Below are 16,935 nucleotides of genomic sequence, written 5' to 3'. Positions count from 1 at the left end.
GTCCCCGGCACTCCGTTGCCCCGGCGGGCCGGGCCGGGCTGAGCGAAGCGAAGGTCGTCAGGTGAGGGCGGCGAGCATTTCGGCGGGGTTGAACGCGGGCATCTCGGCGGCGGGCTGGCCGGGGTCGGCGAAGAAGAGTTCGGCCTGGCGCTGGATGTAGCGGTTGGTGGCCGGGAACTCCAGGATGCGGACCGTCCGGGTGACCAGGTCGGGGGAGGGGACGCCCTCGGCGGCGACGTGGGCGCGCGCGTACGCGCCGGCGATCTCGCGCAGGACGGCGTACCCCCGCAGCCGCAGCACCAGGCGCTCGCGGCTGCGGCGTGGACCGGAGGCGGCCTGCAGCTCCAGCGCCTCCGCCCGGTTGCGATCCAGGCGCAGCCGCAGCCGCCGCGCCGTGCCCGCGTCGCCGAACCCCTCGATCAGCGACAGCAGCCGTCGGCCGTAGCCGTAGTGGAAGGGTTTGACGTTCACGATGCGCCTGTGGTCGTCGGCCAGCCACTCCAGCAGCGGCCGGCGGCCGGTGACGTGGGAGAGCGGCACGCGTACGCCGTCCAGCGTGACCGTGCGGGTGTCGCTGGCGGTCAGCCCGGCCGCGTCCTCCCTCGGCCCGTACGAGATCCGCCCCCGGGCGGCGTCGTCCAGCTCGATGAACGCGAAGATCACCTCGTCGGCGCCCCGGCTCCGGTCGATGGCACCGACGAGCAGCCACGACGCCCAGGGAGTGCCGCTGACGCGGCTGACCGAGCCGGTCAGGACGATCTCGCCGGCGCGGGCCAGGACCTCGGGCGACCGCCCGCGCCGCATGTCGCTGAACCCGACCGCGGAGATCCCCGCACCCCGGACGAGCGGCGCGACATCGGCGAGCAGCGCGTCACTGCCGCTCCGCAGGGCGGTCTCCACGAACATCGGGTGCTGGCTGAGGACGAAGGCGGCGGCCAGGTCGCACTCGGCGTACCGCTCGATCGTGACGAACCCATCGATCTCGACCGCGCCCGGCGGCCGGGCCTCGCGGGGCAGCCACGCACCGAAGGCGCCGGCGCCGACCATCGCCCGCAACGACCGGGTCATGACTTCGGGGTCGTGACTCTCGCCCGCGTTGGCGGCCACGACACTCATCGCTTCAAGAACCATGGCCGCACGGTCCTGCGATCGGCGGGCGGAGTCAAACAAATCGAGTGGCACGCCGCCGCGAACGCGTATCGACGCCGCGGCCATTCCTGCGGTAATCCTTTGAGGCACCGAAGAAGGGCAAAGCGAGCACGGGGGGCCGATTCTTGAGCCGCGAATTCGAGGCGACCCAGCACATCCGGAATTTGTTCACCGGAGCCGAGGTGAAGCTCCTCGGCTCGGACGGATCGGTCCTGCCGGGAATCGCCGGCGTCGCCGGGGTCGCCGAACTGCTGGAGCCGGGGGTCGAGCTGGGCGTGGACCGCATCATCATGCAGCCGGGCGCCGAATTCGCGCTGCACACCCATCCCGGCGCGCACATACTCTACGTGCTCCGCGCCCACGGCTTCATCCACGTCGACGGCGTGGACTACGAGATGGCGCGGGGCGACAGCGTGTACGTGCCCGCCAGGTTCGCGCACGGCGTGAAGACGGACCCGAAGGCCGGGGACGCGTTCGAGATCCTGGCGTTCGGCGTGCCGCACATGCCCATCGACTCCCAGCATCGGATGGAGTTCGTCGATCAACCCCCGGCCCCGGTCGATTAGTCCCGGCCCATCGGCCTCTTGACGAACGCATTTCGAGCGAAGAATTCCGGAAGTCCGGTGAATTCCCGCGCCACGCCCGTAAATGGGCCCGCCTCGCATCTCGCGTCGACGATTGGAGATGAAGTGCAGCTCTTTTCCCGGCTGCCCGCGCGTCGCTCTATCACGGTGCCGGAAGACGCCGTGGCGGAGTCCTGGCGGGCTCGGACGCGGGAAACGGAGAGCCGGTCGTTCTCACCCGCCGTCGACGATCGGACCCTGGAGGTGTTCCGCCGCGCCCGCCGTCCCGACGACCCCATGGAGCTGCGTGACCTGTGGCTCGGCAGAGTCGAGCACGAGCTGGGCGCGGCCGGTACCCGGCCGTGGCTGGCGGAGCGGTGGCGGTCGGCACGCAGGGCGCGAGAGGTCACGCCCGAGGAGGTGCTGCGGTCGCGGGCGACCGTACGGTTCGTGAAGGAGCTGTTCAACGCCTACTTCCGGGACGATCTCTACGGTGAGTTCGCCTCGCCGGACAACCTGGTCATGTCCAGCGGAGCGGTCGAGGAGCGGCACTGGGGGCTGCCCGAGTCGCTCAAGGAGTGCATCCGCTTCGCCCTCGACCAGGACTGGTACGGCTACTCCGACTCCCGTGGCCGGGCCTCGGCACGCCAGGCCGTGGCCGCGTACGAGAACGCGCGGATCGAGGGCGAGCCCTACGGCGCGAGCCGGATCGCGCTCACCATCGGAGCGACCTTCGCGGTGAGCACCCTGGCCGACTTCATCCTCGACGGCGGCGACCCGCGCGAGCCCGCGCTGTGCGCCATCCCCAACTACCCGCCGCTGGTCGAGACCGTCGCCCGGCGGGGCGCGGTCACGCTGGTCCCGCTGCCTTCCGTCGACGGGACGACCTCACTGGAGCCGCTCATCGCCGCGCTGACCCCCTCGACCCCGCTGGTGCTCCTGCAGACGGCCGGGAACCCGACGGGCGCGATGGTCCGGGAGGAGGAACTGGCGCGGCTGATCGCGGCGGCGGCCCCGACGACCATGATCGTCCTGGACGAGTGCCACGAATGGCTCGGGCCCTCCCGGACGGCGAGCGCGCGGCGGGCCGCCCCCAACGTCATCCGGGTGTCCAGCCTGTCGAAGACCTGGTCGGCCCCCGGACTGAAGGTGGGCTGGATCACCGCCGACGCGGCCTTCATCGACGACTACTACGAGCACGCGTCCACGACGTTCGGCGGGCCGCCGTCGTTCTTCTACACCGTGGTCGAGGTCCTGGCCCGGATGGAGCACTGGCTGATCACCGGCGTGGAGGAGGCCGGCGCGGCGGAGCTGGGCTGCTTCGAGCCCCACTACGGGCTCCGGGCCGGCGCGCTCGACGCCGCGTACCAGTCCTACCGGCGTGACCGCGCCGAGCGTGAGCAGTCGCTGGACATCCTGCGCGCGGCGACGGTCTCCCGGCTGGCCGACGCCGGGGCGGTGACCCACCTGCCCCGCTACTCGATCAACGCGGTCGCCGAGTTCGGCGGCTGGGACGACTCCTACCTGTGCTTCCGCGACCTGCTCAGAGAGACCGGGGTCTCGGTCTTCCCCGGGCTGCTCACCTTCTGCTTCTCCGGCGGCGTGGGCCGGGTGACCACCTCGCGCAACTGGCGGGACCAGTCGCTGGCGCTCGACCGCATCCACGCCTACCTCGCGAGGCGCGCGTCCGGCCCGATGACGGCGCCGAGGGTGGGGGCCGCGCGATGAGGCTCACCGGCGGCAAGCTGCTGCTCGGCATGATCCATCTGCCGCCGCTGCCCGGCACCCCGTTCGCCACGCCGGGCTCCTTGCGGGAGGCGATCGGCACGGGGGTGCGGTCGGCGCTCGCGCTGCGCGCCGGCGGCGCCGACGGCTGCCTGGTGCAGACCGTAGACCGGGTCTACGGTGTGGCCGACGAGTGCGACCCCGCCCGGTCGACCGCGATGGGGATGGTCGTCGCCGAGATCCGGCGGGCCGCCGGGGACGACTTCCCCGTCGGGGTGCAGATCATGCGCAACGCGGCCCGCGCGTCGCTGGCCGTGGCGAAGGTGGCCGGGGGATCGTTCGTCCGGCTCGGCGCGCTGGTGGGCGCCACGATGAGCCCGCAGGGCCTGGTGCGGGCCGACCCGCAGAAGGTCATGGCGTACCGGCGCCAGATCGACGCGTGGGACGTCAAGGTGATCGCGGACATCGACTCCATGCACTTCCGGTGGCACGGCTCCGACCTGCCGACCGGACAGGTGGCCCGGCACGCGGAGACGGCCGGCGCGGACGCGGTGACCCTCTGCCATCCGGACGTGGAGACGGCCCTCGCCAAGATCGCGCAGGTGCGGGCCGCGGCCCCGGAGCTGCCCGTCATCCTGGCGGGCCACACCGACCACGACAACGCCGTACGCCTGCTCGCCGCGGCCGACGGCGCCTTCGTCGGCACCTGCTGGGAACGCGCGGGCTGGGGGAGCGGAATCGACGAGGAACGGGTCCGGACGTACGTGACGAAAGTGCGAGGCGAGCTGGGATGACCACGCGGCGAACGGACCTGGGCCTGGCCCACACCTACCGGGACATGCCCTACGGCCCGCCCTGGGCCGTGCCCGGCTCGGTGATCTCCCGCCTGACCGGGCACGCGCGGACCCGTGGCGGGGCGCCCTTCCTCACCTCGATCGGGCCGGACGGCGAGGAGAGCACGCTGACGTACGCCGAGGCCGACGAGCTGTCCGCGCGCGTCGCCGGATGGCTGTGCCGCGACGTGGGCGTCTCGCCCGGCGACACGCTGGCCTTGCTGCCGCTCAACGAGCCGCGCTCGATCCTGGCCGTCCTCGCCCTGCTGCGCCTTCGCTGCCCGGTGTTGCTGCTGAACCCGGCCGACCCGCCGGCCCGGCTGCGCGAGCAGATCACCGCGATCGGGGCCCGGACCGTGCTGCGCGCGGCGGCGGCCTCCTCGTCCGTGCTGCCCGAGGCGATCGTGCTGCCCGTGCCGTCGCGCCTGCCGGAGACGCCGCTTCCCGCGCCGCGCGCTCCTGAGGACCCGGCCGCCGACGCGCTGTACTTCGGCACCTCCGGCTCCACGGCCTCGGCCAAACTCGTGGCGCAGTCGCACTACAACGCCATCGTCAACGCGGTGGGCGTGGGCCTGCACCATGGCCTGCGGCCGGGCGACCGGATCCTCGGTTGCCTGCCCGTCCACCACGTGAACGGGCTGCACCTGACCGTGCTCGGCGCCCTCGTGGCCGGCGCGCACCTCGTCCAGGCACGCGCCTTCGACCCCTTCGCCTATCCGGACCTGCTGCGCCGCCACCGGCCCCGCATCGCCGGCGTCGTGCCCAGCCTGCTCGACGGCCTCGTACGGGTGTGGCACGGCCCGCCCCCGCCGCCCGGCTTCGAGTACTTCGTGTCGGCCGCGGCGCCCCTGGCCGCGGGCACCGCGCGAGACGTGCGGGACAGGCTGGGCGCGCGCGTCCTGCAGGGGTACGGCCTGACCGAGACCACCAACTTCTCCACCACCATGCCCCGCGACCTCTCGGAGACCGCCTACGACCGGTTTCTCCTGAACGCCGACATCCCCTCGATCGGGGTGGCCATCCCGGGCAACGAGGTCGCGGTGCTGCGCGAGGACGGCAGCCGGGCCGAGCCCGGCGAGACGGGCGAGCTCTGCATGCGCGGGCACAACGTCATGAACGGTTACGCCGGCAACCCCGAGGCCACCGCGGAGGCGTTCCGCGGGGGCTGGTTCCATTCGCAGGACCTCGGGTTCGAGCAGGTGGACGCCGACACCGGCTACCGGTTCTTCCACATCACCGGCCGTACCAAGAACATCGCCAAGGTCGGCGGCGAGACGGTGTCGCTGGAGGAGATGGAGCGGGCGCTGCGGGCGGCGCCCGGAGTGCGGGACGCCGCGTGCGCGTGCGTGCCGCGGCGCTTCGTCGGCGACGAGATCGTCGCGGCGGTCGTGCTGGACCGCGGCGAATGGCCGGACCTGCGCGCCGGCCTGCGCGCGCACCTGCTGACCGCGTTCGCGGAGGCGGTGGTGCCGCGGCGCTTCGAGGTGCTGGACGCCATCCCGCGCACCCCGACGGGAAAGATCCTGCGGCCGCGGCTGCGGAGCCTGCTGTCCGGGCCGGCCGAATAGGCCGGGCGGCGAGAAGTGCCGAGAGGAAAGGAGAGATCCGTGACATCACACAGGCTGTCCGCGGAGCAGCGGGCGCGCTTCGACGAGGACGGCTTCGTCGTCGTGCCCGGCGTGCTGAGCCGCGACGAGGTGAACACGCTGCGGGAGGTGGCGGAGAGCCCGGCCGTGCGGAAGAGCCGCCACGACCAGGGCGGCACCGAGCGTACCGTGCACGACTACGACATCGCCTGCTCAGAGCCGGTGCTGTGGGACTTCGCCACCCACCCCGGCGTGCTGGACGCGGTGGAGTCGATCATCGGCGAGCACATCCAGCTCCACCACTCCAAGCTGGCCGCGACCCCGAGCGAGGCGGGCAAGGGCGGCGTGCGCTGGCACCAGGACCTCGCGTTCCTGCCGCACAGCAACACCGCCCTGGTCGCGGCGTTCCTCTACCTGGACGACACCACCGTCGACAACGGCTGCATGCGGATCGTCCGGGGCAGTCACAAGGCCGGCCTGCTCGACCACACCGACGGCGCGGGAACGTTCCTGGCGAGCTGCCAGACGCCGGAGATGTGGGCGGACGAGAGCCGCGTCGTGCCGGTGGAGGTGCCCGCCGGGGGCATCAGCATCCACCACTGCCTCGCGCTGCACTCCTCCGCCCCGAACCCGAGCGGCCGGCCGAGACGCGGGCTCATCTTCCAGTACCGGGCGGCGGACGCGGTGCAGCTGGGCGGCGTCGTCTTCCGCGACACCGGCCGCCAGGTCCGCGGCTCCTTCCCGGCGCGGGCCCGGTGCGAGGCGGCGACCTTCATCATGCCCTTCAACGTCTGGCCCGGTGAGACGGTCCCCGGCTACGGCTCCTACGACCGGCTCGTCGGCGCCGAGGTGCTCGCCCGCGGCTACACGCCCCAGCGGCACGGGTGAGGGGGCAGGCCCGGGATGGACTTCGGATGGTCGGCCGCGCAGCGGGACTATCTCGCCTCGGTGCGCGGCTTCGCCACGGAGAGCCTGGTCGCCGACGACCTGGCCGAGCGTGACGCCGAGGGCGTCTTCTGGCGGGAGGGCTGGCGGCGGTGCGCGGGCTTCGGCATCCCCGGACTGCCCGTCACCCCCGAGTACGGGGGCGGCGGCCACGACCGGCTCACCATCGTCGCGACCCTGGAGGAGCTGGGGTACGCCTGCCGCGACAACGGCCTGCTCTTCGCGCTCAACGCCCACCTGTGGGGCTGCGTCACGCCGCTGCTGGCCTTCGGCACCGACGAGCAGAAGAAGCGTTACCTGCCCGGCCTGTGCGACGGCTCGCTGGTCGGCGGGCTGGCGATGACGGAGGCCGGCTCCGGCTCGGACGCGTACAACCTCCGCACCACCGCGCTGCCCCGCGACGGCGGGTACCTGCTCAACGGCGACAAGGTGTACGTCACGAACGCGCCCGTCGCCGACGTCCTGGTCGTCATCGCCCGCACCGGCCAGGCCGACGGCCCCGGCTCGTTCTCGGCCTTCCTGGTGGACCGCGAGACGCCGGGACTGGTCACCGGGCCGCCCGTGCCGAAGATGGGCCTGCGCACCGCCCCCATGGGCGCGCTCACCCTGACGGACTGCTGGGTGCCCGGCCACGCGCGGCTCGGGCCGGTGGGCGCGGGGATGTCCGTCTTCACCGTCGCCATGGAGTGGGAACGCTCCTGCATCCTGGCCAGCGCCGTGGGAACCATGCGTCACCTGCTGGAGCGCTGCGTCTCGTACGCGGGCGGCCACGAGCGCTTCGCCAAGCCGATCGGGCGCTTCCAGGCGGTGTCGCACAAGGTGGTGGAGATGAAGCTGAGGCTGGAGACCAGCCGGCTCATGCTCTATCACCTGGCCTGGTCGCTCACCGGCACCCGGCGGCTGCCCGGCGCCTCGGCGCTGGTGAAGCTGCATCTCAGCGAGGCGCTGGTCCAGACGAGCATGGACGCGCTGCAGCTCCACGGCGCCGGCGGCTACCTCACCGAGGAAGGGCTGGAACGCCAGGTCCGTGACGCACTCGCCGCCCGCCTCTACTCGGGAACCTCGGACATCCAACGCAACATCGTCGCCAGGAGTCTCGGACTATGACCGCGCTCTTGCACCACCTGCTGGAGGCGTCCGCGCGCCGGGCGCCCGACGCCGTCGCGGTCGTCGACGGCGACCGCGTGATCACGTACCAGGAGCTGGACGAGCGGGCCAACCAGCTCGCGCGCACCCTGCTCATGGCGGACGTGACACCCGGCGACCGGATCGGCCTGTATCTCGACAAGTCGATCGAGTCGTTCGTCGGGCTCTACGGCGTGCTGAAGGCGGGGTGCGCCTACGTGCCCCTCGACCCGGACGGCCCGCCGGTCCGGCTCGCCGCCATCCTCGCCGACTGCGCGATCACCTGCCTGGTGACGCAGGCGCGGCTGGCCGCGCGGTGGCCCGAGCTGAAGCGCCTCGGCGCGCCGCTCACCACGCTGGTCGTCGTCGACGCGCCCACGCCGCCCCCGGTCGAGGGCCTGACGACCATCGCGGCGGACATCGTCCGCGCCCAGGCCACCGGGCCGCTGCCCGAGCGTTCCACCCGCTCCGACCTGGCGTACATCCTCTACACCTCAGGATCGACCGCCGCGCCCAAGGGCGTGATGCTGTCGCACCTCAACGGCCTGGCGTTCGTGGAGTGGGCGGTGCGGGCGTTCGGCGTGCGCGCCGCCGACCGGCTGTCCAGCCACGCGCCGCTGCACTTCGACCTGTCGATTTTCGACGTCTTCGCGGCGGCCCGCGCGGGCGCGGCCGTGGTCCTGGTGCCCGCCCGCACCGCCGCCTTTCCGGCGCTGCTGGCACGGCTGATCGCCGACCGGGAGATCAGCGTCTGGTACTCGGTGCCCTCCGCCCTGACCATGCTCACCGTCCGGGGCGGCCTGAGCGTGGGTGACCTTCCCGGGCTGCGGCTCGTGCTCTTCGCCGGGGAGGTCTTCCCGATCAAGCAGCTCCGGCGGCTGATGACGCTGCTGCCGCACGCGCGCTTCTGCAACCTGTACGGCCCGACAGAGACGAACGTCTGCCTCTGGTACGAGGTGCCCCCGCTGACCGGTGACGGCGGCCGGCCGATGGACGAGCTCCCCATCGGGCGCGCGATCGACGGCGTCGAGGTGTTCACCGTGACCGGCGACGGGGCCGAGACCCCCGCCGGGGAGGTGGGCGAGCTGGTGGTCCGCGGACCGACCGTGATGCGGGGCTACTGGGGCGACGCCGAACGCACCGCCGCCGCGCTGGTGCCGCATCCGGCCCTGCCGGGGCCGCCGCACCCGGTGTACCGCACCGGCGATCTCGCGGTCCGGCGCGGCGACGGCCTGTACCGGTTCCTCGGGCGCAGGGACCGCCAGGTCAAGAGCCGCGGCTACCGCATCGAGCTGGGCGAGGTCGAGAAGGTCATCGACCAGTACGACGACGTCGTGGAGTGCGCCGTGGTGGCAGTCCCCGACGAGCTGGTCACCAACGTGCTGCGGGCGTACGTGGTGGCCCGGGGCGGCCTGGAGCTGTCCGGGCTGACGGGCTTCTGCGCCTACCGGCTCCCCAAGCACATGATCCCCGTGACGTTCACCATCGTGCCGAGCCTGCCGAAGACCACCACCGGCAAGATCGACCGCCGGGCCCTGGCCGAGCGCCCGGAGCGGGAGCCGGCCGTGAAGGAGGCCCGGTGACCACCCTGACCGGCACGATCACCGAAGCCGTCGCCGGCGCGCTGGGCCCCGCCCGTCATCTCGGCGCGCAGCTCTACGTCTCCGTCGCGGGTGAGACCGTCTGCGACCTCGCCGCGGGCGTCCGCGACGACGGCTCGCCGATCGACGCCGACGACCTGCTCGTGTGGTTCAGCGGCGGCAAGCCGTTCCTGGCCGCCGCCGTCTGCCGGCTGTGGCAGTCGGGCCTGCTCGACCTCGACGCCCCCGTACGCGGATACGTGCCCGAGTTCGGGACCGGGCGGGCGCGGGAGATCTCGTGCCGCCACCTGCTGACGCATACGGGAGGCCGCCTGGTCGTCGCCGATCCGGACGGCGTGACCTCGGCGTTCCGCGTGGACTACGAGCGCGCCCTGCGCGTCGTGCTCGGCGCGCGCCTGCACCCGCAGGACCGGCCTGGACGCCAGTCGTCGTACGCGTCGTCCACGCTGAGCTGGATCCTCCTGGCCGAGGTGGTCAAACGCGTCACGGGGCGCCCCTTCGACACCTACGTGGCCGAGGAGATCTGCGCGCCGCTGGGCGTCGAGAGCCACTACGGCTTCACCCGCCAGGCGCTCGAAGCGCTCGGCAACCGGGTCACCACCTATCGCACCCCGAGGTCGGCCCACTACGTGCACGGCGCCGACGCGGCCGAGGGAGAGGCGATCCAGCGCGTCCTCGCCGGCGGGACGTTCCACCGCTCGGTCGACCCCGGCGCCGGACTGTGGGCAAGCGCCCGCGGCGTCGGCCGCTTCTACGAGCTGCTGCTCCGCAGGGCCTGCGGCCACGACGGCGACGTGGTGAGCGCCGGGACCGTGGCGGAGATGATCCGGCCCCAGCGGCCGAGCTACTTCGAGGAGGCCCCGCTGATCGACTTCGGGCTCGGCCTCACGCTCGAAAGCCGGCGGCACGGTGAGGCGTACGCCTACTTCGGCTCGCACACCTCGCCCGGCGCCTTCGGTCACCAGGGGCACGGGTCGCCGATGGCCTTCGCCGATCCGGCGCACGAGCTGGTGGTGTCGTTCAACGGCAACGGGCTGCCCGGCCGGGTGGTCGGCAAACGGATCTGGCGGGCCATCAGCGACGCGGTCTACACCCACCTCGGCCTGGCGCGGCACGGGCCCGCGCCGGTGGCCGCGGTGCGGCCGGGCCGCGTGCGAACCATCGACCTGCGGCCGCAGTCCGCGGCGGACGAGCTGGGAGGACCAGGTGAGGAGCGAAATGACGGGCACCACCACGAGGGCGGAGATCGAGACCAGGGTGCGGGCGTACCTGCTGAGCGGGCCCGGCCTGGGCATGGCGGATGACGGCATCCCGGGAGACCATCCGCTGCTGGACGGCGTGCTCGACTCCCTGGGCATCTACAGCCTCGTCACCTTCCTGGAGAACGGCTTCGCCGTCGAGGTGCGCGACGACGAGCTGCTGCCGGAGAACTTCGGCTCGATCGACGCCATCACCGCCTTCATGGCGGCCAAGTGCGCATGACGGCGCGCCCGCGCGTCGGCGTGCTGCACGCGCCGCACGGGGCGGCGGGGCTGCACGACCTCCACACCGCCGCCCGCGGCCTCTGCGATGTGGTGCTGCTGTTCCGGGCCGAGGTCGCGGCCGAGCACCCCGGCCTGGCCGCGGCGGCCGGGCGTCTCTTCGACGTACGCGTGCTCGGACCGGACGACGACGAGACCGATGTGCCGCCCCTGGACGGCCTGGTGACCTTCCACGACGCCGAGCTGGACCACTGCGACCGGCTCGCGGCCCGGCTCGGCCTGCCCGCCGGCCCCGGGCTTCCGTCCGCGTGGGACAAGCTGGTCCAGCGGCGGGTCTTCGCCAAGGCCGGGATCTCGGGCGTGACCGCGCTGCCGGTGGACTCTCGGCGCGACTTCGCCGCCGCCTGCGCGGAGCTGGCGGGTCCCTGCGTGCTGAAGCCGCGCCGGGGGGCGAGCGGCGACGGCATCGCCTTCGTGGACGACGCCAGGGACGTCGCACACCAGCTCGCCGAGCGGCGGCGGTGGACGGGCCTGCTGGTGGAGACCCGGGTCACCGCCACCGCCCACCCGGCAGGACTGCCATGGCTGAGCGGCTTCACGTCGGTGGAGACCGTCAGCCACGACGGCGGGCGCGACCACGTCGCGATGTTCGACAAGACGCCGGTCTCCGTGGTCCGCCGGGCCGGGCCGGAGGGCGGCGACTCCATCGCCACGACGGGCGACCTGACCCCTTCCCGCCTCGGCGCCGGCCTGCGCGAGAAGGCGCTGCGCCGGGTGGACGCGGCACTCGACGCGCTCGGCGTACGCCGGCGGGTGACGCACACGGAGCTGTGGATCACCGGCGACGACGTGGAGATCATCGAGGTGAACGGCCGGGTCGGCGGCCACCTCAACCGCCTGCTCCGGCTCACCGGCGGGCCCGACCTGGTGCGCTGCGCCCTCGCCGCCGCCACCGGAGCGGGCCCGCCCCCGGACGCCGCGCCCGCCACCGGGCACGCGGCCGGCCTCTTCATGCCGTTCCCCCAGCGTGACGGGCCGGTCCGCGCCGACGTCCGCCGCTCCGACCTCCGGCGGCTGCCGGGCGTCGTCGGCGTGGACGAGGTCGCCAGGCACGGCGAACCACGCTCGGCCAACGGGCACCGGCTGGCCAACCTCACCGTCTACGCCGAGGACCAGCGGGCCTTCGACCGCCACCTCCGCGAGGTGTTCATCGGGGTGGCCCGGCTCTTCGAGGCCGACGGGCTGACCCGCGACCCCTGGATGGCACGCGTCTGCCCAGCGAGCCAGGAGCGCCCATGAAGACGGCCGCACGCGACTCTCTCGCGCCCCTGCGGATCCCCGCCTTCCGCCGGCAGTTCACCGCCCAGGCGATCTCGATGCTCGGCAGCACGCTCAGCCCGGTCGCGCTGTCGCTGGGCGTCCTCGACGCGACCGGGTCCCCGGCGGTCCTGGGCGTGGTGCTGGCGGCGAGCAGCGTCCCCACGGTGGTGATGCTGCTCGTCGGCGGCGTGTGGGCCGACCGGCTGCCGCGTCACAAGGTGATGACGGCCAGCAACCTGATCTGCGCCGTGACGCAGGCCGCGCTCGCCGTCATGCTCATCACCGGCACGTTCAGCGCGGAGGCGGCCGTCCCGCTGCAGATCCTCTACGGCACCGCCATGGCCTTCTTCCTGCCGTCCACCGGGGCGCTGACCGCCCAGACGGTGCCGAAGGAACTGCTGCAGAAGGCCAACGCGCTGCTGTCGCTCACCACCAGCCTGTCCGCGAGCCTGGGCCCGCTGCTGGCCGGGCTGCTCGTGGTCGCGTCGAGCGCGGGCTGGGCGCTGCTCCTCGACGGCGTGACGTTCGCGGTGGCGGCGATGTGCCTGAGACGGCTGCGCGTGGGCCCCCCGCCGCCCGCCACGGAACGCTCCTCGTTCGCCGGGCAACTGGCCGAGGGGTTCCGCGAGGTGGCCGGGCGGGCCTGGGTCTGGTCGAGCATCGTGGCGTTCATGTTCACCCACCTCTGCGGCGCGGTCCTGTTCGTGCTCGGGCCCGCGACGCTGGCGGGGAGCGACCAGGGGGTCCTGACCTGGAGCGCCGTCGTGGCGGGCCTCGGCGTCGGGCAGGCGGCCGGCGACCTCGCGGCGCTGCGGCTGACGCCTCGCCGGCCGATCGTGACTGCCAGGCTGGTCGAACTGCTGGCGGTGCCGCTGTTCGTGGCGTTCGTCCTGGACGCGCCGTTACCGGTGCTGCTCGCGGCGGCCGTCGCCGGCGGCCTGGCTGTGACGCTGCCCGACTCGCTGTGGTTCACCGCGCTGCAGCAGCAGCTCTCACCCCACGTCCTGGCCCGGGTCTCGTCGTACGACTGGATGGGCTCGTTCGCGCTGCGCCCCATCGGCTACGCCCTGGCGGGCACCCTCGGCGCGCACGCGGGGGTGCCGGCCGTCCTGGCGGTGGCGGCGGGCACGCTGGTGCTCACCAGGCTGGCGGGGCTGACGCTGCCGAGCGTCTGGGCCGTACGCGCGCTCGCCGCCCCGCCGCCGGCCGGCGACAGGGAGCCGGCATGCGAATCGTCGTGAGCGCCGTCCGCACGCCGTGACCGCCGCCGGTGATCGTGGTTAGGCTCCCGGGCCATGCCGATCATGCCGACCGTGCCGTCCACGCCGTCCGTGTCGAATGTGAGCCAGCTGGTCGATCCGCGCACCGGAGCCGTGCGCGGTGAGGCGCCACGCGGTGACGAGCGCGCGGTCACCGCCGCCGTGGCCGCCGCCCGGCGGGCCCTGCCCGGGTGGGCGGGCCTGACCCCGGCCGCCCGCGCGCGCCGGCTCCTCGACCTGGCCGCTCTCGTGGAGTCGACGATCGAGGACTACGCGCTCGCCGAGGCGGCGGGCACCGGCAAACCGCGGCACGAGGCCAGGTCGGAGATCGCCGCCGGCGTCGACGTGCTGCGCTTCTACGCCGGGGCCGCCCGCGCGGACCTCACCCCGGCGAGCGGGCAGCGCCTCCCCGGACGGGAGAGCTGGGTCCGGTGGGAGCCGATGGGCGTCGTCGCGGCGATCGTCCCGTGGAACTATCCGCTCCTCATGGCGGCCTGGCGCGTCGGGCCCGCGCTGGCGGCCGGCAACACCGTGGTGCTCAAACCCGCCGAGACCACGCCCGACAGCGCCATCCTGCTGGCCGCGCACGCGGCCGAGGCGCTGGGCCCAGGCGTGCTGACGGCCCTGCCGGGGGACCGGGCGACCGGCCGGCTGCTGACCGGGAGCGACGTCGACGCCATCGCCTTCACCGGCGGCCGGGAGGGCGGCCTGGACGTGCTGGCCAGGGCCGGGCTGCGCCGGGTCAGTCTGGAGCTCGGCGGCAACTGCCCGGTCGTGGTGCTGCCCGACGCGCCCGACCACAGCTACGACGCCATCGTCGCGGCCTGCCTCTACAACGCCGGCCAGAGCTGTGCGGCGCCCGCCCGGGTGATCACGCTGGCGGCGAACCACGACGCGACCGTGGAGCGCCTGGCCGATGCGATGTCGGCCCGGCGCGCGGGAGCCGACTTCGGGCCGCTGAACAACCCCGGCCAGCTCGCCAGGTTCGACCGCCTCATGGACGGCAGCGCCGCCGGGTTCCGGCACGTCGCCGGGATCGACGTGACCGACGGGGAGGCCGGCGGGTTCTGGCGGGCCGGGCGGATCCTGGCCGATCTCCATGAGGACGATCCGGCGGTGGCCGAGGAGGTGTTCGGGCCGGTGCTGACGGTCCAGGCCGCGGCCGACGTACCCGACGCCGTACGCCTGGCCAACGGCGGCGAGCACGCGCTGGCCGCCAGCGTGTGGGGCGGCCCGGCCGGGCAGGCGATGGCCGTGGCCACGCGCCTCGACGCAGGGGAGGTCTGGATCAACTGCCACCTCGAACAGACCGCCGAACTTCCGCACGGCGGCCGCCGCGGCTCCGGCCACGGGACCGACCTGAGCGTGCTCGCGCTCACCGAGTACCAGCGCCCCAAGACGATCACCATGCGCTACGAGTGAGCGGCGCGCCCGTCAGGTGATCCCGTCGGGCGGCGGGAACTCGTGCACCGTGCGATGGGTGTAGGTCGTCCCGGGGTCCAGGCGCACGGACGGCGCCCCGGGCAGGTTGGGGGCGTCCGGCCAGGCGCTCGCCGCCAGGCAGAGGCCGGTGCGCGGCTCGGCGAGCCCGTCACCGGAATAGACGCCGAAGCCCGGCTGGTCGGTGGTGACGCGCATCCTGCGGCCGCTTCGCGGGTCGCGCAGCTCCGCCGCCCAGCCGGGATCGCCGTCCAGCACCAGGTAGTTGTCCACCTTGGCGGAGCCGATCCGCCGCGGCGCGCGGAAGTCGAGCGGGCCGCCCGCGACCGGGTCGAGCGCCCCGCCGAGGGGGATCAGCTCGTCGTCGAACCGCATGACCCGCGTGGCGTTGACGGCCAGCAGGTGATCGTCGATCGTGCCCGCGCCGGCCAGGTTCCAGAACGCGTGGTTGGTGAGGCCGACGATGGTGGGCGCCGTGGTGGTGGCGGTGAAGTCGAACGTCAGCCGCCCCGACTCGTGCAGCCGGTACGCGGCCTCCACGGTGACCTGGCCCGGATATCCCTGGTCGCCGTCCGGGCTGACGAGCCGGAACACCACCGACGCCGCGTCCGGCGCCTCCTCGACCCGCGACTCCCACACCCTGCGGTCGAAGCCGTCCGGGCCGCCGTGCACGTGATGACGCCCCTCGTTGCGGTCCAGCGCGTGCTCGGTCCCGTCGAGGACGAGCCGCCCCTCGCGGACGCAGCGGCAGAACCGGCCCATCGTGCAGCCGAGGTAGGCGTTCAGCGCCCGGTCCTCGTAGGCGGCGAGGCCGGGCAGCCGCTTGACCACGTTGACGGGATCACCCATGTTGTTCTCGACCAGGACCTCGACGAGTGTCGCGCCGTAGCTCCACACGGTGACGGCCATGGAGCCTGCCGTGGAGAGCGTGTAGGCGTCGACCGGTGTTCCCGGGGCCGGGCCCATGGTGGTCAGACCGGCGATCTCATGACGAATGTCCACCGGCGCAGATCGTAGAGCAGAGGAGTGCGACTGCGGATTTTCCGCAGTCGGAACGCGGTGAGGGGGAGCGCGATGCTCACAAGGTGGCACCGGCTCAGGACCGGTGGGCCGGACGGTCCCGTCGTGCTGACGCTCGACTTCGAGGGCGGGCGGGCGGCGGCCGGGTTCCGCATGCTGGCCAGGCTCCTGCCGCCGGAGTGGACGGTGCTGGCCGCGCGCCCGCCGGAGCGGGTGCCTGAGGACGAGGCGGAGGCGGCCCGCGTGCTCGCCGGGTGGCGTGACGACCTGGCGGCCGGGGGTGTCGAGGTCGCCGGGGTGCTGGCCAACTGCGCGGGCGCCTCGATCGCCGGCCGTCTCGCCGAGTCCCTGGCGGGCGCGGGCGGGACGAGGCTGGTGCTGGTCGATCCGGCGTTCGCCACCGCCGACGTGATGCTGGAGGCGTACCGCACGGCGCTGGCGTCGTTGCCCGCCTCACCAGAGGGGCCCGCCCCACCGGACGGGCCCGCCCCACCGGACGAGGTGGACCAGGCCGGAAGGCCCGGTGGGCCGATCGGTCCTGCGGTGCTGGCGCGGCGGCTGAGCCGGAGCTACCACGCCCACGCGTCCGCCGTCGCGCGGCGGCTCCAGGTGAGCCAGGACCTCATGACGGACCTGGCGCGGCTCTTCGAGCGGTATCTCGCCTACCTCACGGTCGCGGCGCTCACCGGTGAGCGTCCCCTGGGGCTGCCGCACACCCTCACGATCACGTCCAGCGGCTTCGCCCTGGACGAGACGGCCGGCTGGGGGGAGCGGGTCGAGACGGACGTGTCCAGGACCCGCCTGCTCGCCGATGACGGTGTCGCCGCCGCGATCACGGCGTTTCTCGTACGGCCGCCGATATTTCTTGTGTGAACGACGCCGGTCGTG

Annotated in this window: 15 protein-coding genes; 13 read left to right on the top strand and 2 right to left on the bottom strand. The window is 73.6% G+C overall.

Annotated elements, in window-relative coordinates:
- Nucleotides 1-57: 57 nt before the first annotated feature.
- Nucleotides 58-1,131 carry an acyl-CoA/acyl-ACP dehydrogenase gene (locus HII36_RS14770; RefSeq protein WP_173523732.1) on the bottom strand — a complete coding sequence of 358 codons (1,074 nt, stop codon included), beginning with the start codon at nt 1,129-1,131 and terminating at the stop codon, nt 58-60.
- Nucleotides 1,132-1,274: 143 nt separating this feature from the next.
- Here HII36_RS14770 and HII36_RS14765 point away from each other — a divergent pair, with 143 nt between their 5' ends.
- The 12 genes from HII36_RS14765 to HII36_RS14710 all read left to right on the top strand — a co-directional run bounded on the left by HII36_RS14765 (nt 1,275) and on the right by HII36_RS14710 (nt 15,009).
- On the top strand, nt 1,275-1,715 hold the full coding sequence (locus HII36_RS14765) for a cupin domain-containing protein (RefSeq protein ID WP_173523731.1): 441 nt from the start codon (nt 1,275-1,277) through the stop codon (nt 1,713-1,715).
- A gap of 165 nt (nt 1,716-1,880) precedes the next feature.
- Complete coding sequence (locus tag HII36_RS14760) at nt 1,881-3,440, top strand: pyridoxal phosphate-dependent aminotransferase (protein WP_217369533.1); 1,560 nt, start codon at nt 1,881-1,883, stop codon at nt 3,438-3,440.
- A complete protein-coding gene (locus tag HII36_RS14755; RefSeq protein WP_173523730.1) occupies nt 3,437-4,231 on the top strand; it encodes a BtpA/SgcQ family protein in 795 nt (264 codons plus the stop codon). Before HII36_RS14760 ends, HII36_RS14755 begins: the two co-directional genes overlap by 4 nt.
- The gene (locus HII36_RS14750; RefSeq protein WP_173523729.1) at nt 4,228-5,838 is read left to right on the top strand and encodes a class I adenylate-forming enzyme family protein; all 1,611 of its coding nucleotides are present in this window, start codon (nt 4,228-4,230) and stop codon (nt 5,836-5,838) included. The genes HII36_RS14755 and HII36_RS14750 overlap by 4 nt, the downstream gene beginning before the upstream one ends.
- Nucleotides 5,839-5,877: 39 nt before the next feature.
- A complete protein-coding gene (locus HII36_RS14745) occupies nt 5,878-6,744 on the top strand; it encodes a phytanoyl-CoA dioxygenase family protein (RefSeq protein WP_217369532.1) in 867 nt (288 codons plus the stop codon).
- A gap of 15 nt (nt 6,745-6,759) precedes the next feature.
- The gene (locus tag HII36_RS14740; RefSeq protein WP_173523728.1) at nt 6,760-7,908 is read left to right on the top strand and encodes an acyl-CoA dehydrogenase family protein; all 1,149 of its coding nucleotides are present in this window, start codon (nt 6,760-6,762) and stop codon (nt 7,906-7,908) included.
- Entirely contained in the window at nt 7,905-9,509 is a 1,605-nt protein-coding gene (locus tag HII36_RS14735) for an amino acid adenylation domain-containing protein (RefSeq protein ID WP_173523727.1), read from the top strand. Before HII36_RS14740 ends, HII36_RS14735 begins: the two co-directional genes overlap by 4 nt.
- Nucleotides 9,506-10,831 (top strand): serine hydrolase domain-containing protein, encoded by a 1,326-nt coding sequence (locus HII36_RS14730; RefSeq protein WP_173523726.1) that lies wholly within the window; start codon nt 9,506-9,508, stop codon nt 10,829-10,831. The genes HII36_RS14735 and HII36_RS14730 overlap by 4 nt, the downstream gene beginning before the upstream one ends.
- Entirely contained in the window at nt 10,746-11,009 is a 264-nt protein-coding gene (locus tag HII36_RS14725) for an acyl carrier protein (RefSeq protein WP_173523725.1), read from the top strand. The genes HII36_RS14730 and HII36_RS14725 overlap by 86 nt, the downstream gene beginning before the upstream one ends.
- Nucleotides 11,006-12,307: an ATP-grasp domain-containing protein gene (locus HII36_RS14720; RefSeq protein ID WP_173523724.1), complete on the top strand. Its 1,302-nt coding sequence runs from the start codon at nt 11,006-11,008 to the stop codon at nt 12,305-12,307. The genes HII36_RS14725 and HII36_RS14720 overlap by 4 nt, the downstream gene beginning before the upstream one ends.
- Entirely contained in the window at nt 12,304-13,569 is a 1,266-nt protein-coding gene (locus HII36_RS14715; protein ID WP_173523723.1) for an MFS transporter, read from the top strand. The genes HII36_RS14720 and HII36_RS14715 overlap by 4 nt, the downstream gene beginning before the upstream one ends.
- A gap of 54 nt (nt 13,570-13,623) precedes the next feature.
- On the top strand, nt 13,624-15,009 hold the full coding sequence (locus HII36_RS14710; RefSeq protein WP_217369531.1) for an aldehyde dehydrogenase family protein: 1,386 nt from the start codon (nt 13,624-13,626) through the stop codon (nt 15,007-15,009).
- Between the two features lie 12 nt (nt 15,010-15,021).
- On the opposite strand, the gene HII36_RS14705 is transcribed toward HII36_RS14710, so the two are convergent.
- Complete coding sequence (locus HII36_RS14705; RefSeq protein WP_217369530.1) at nt 15,022-16,029, bottom strand: aldose epimerase family protein; 1,008 nt, start codon at nt 16,027-16,029, stop codon at nt 15,022-15,024.
- 72 nt (nt 16,030-16,101) lie between these two features.
- On the opposite strand from HII36_RS14705, the gene HII36_RS14700 reads away from it, so the two are divergent.
- A complete protein-coding gene (locus tag HII36_RS14700; protein WP_173523722.1) occupies nt 16,102-16,920 on the top strand; it encodes a hypothetical protein in 819 nt (272 codons plus the stop codon).
- The last annotated feature ends 15 nt before the right edge of the window (nt 16,921-16,935 follow it).

The sequence above is a fragment of the Nonomuraea antri genome (genome assembly GCF_013283785.1).
Lineage (GTDB): Bacteria > Actinomycetota > Actinomycetes > Streptosporangiales > Streptosporangiaceae > Nonomuraea > Nonomuraea antri.
The sequence above is the reverse complement of the archived record's forward strand: the minus strand, read 5'-3'. Positions and strand labels throughout refer to the sequence as shown.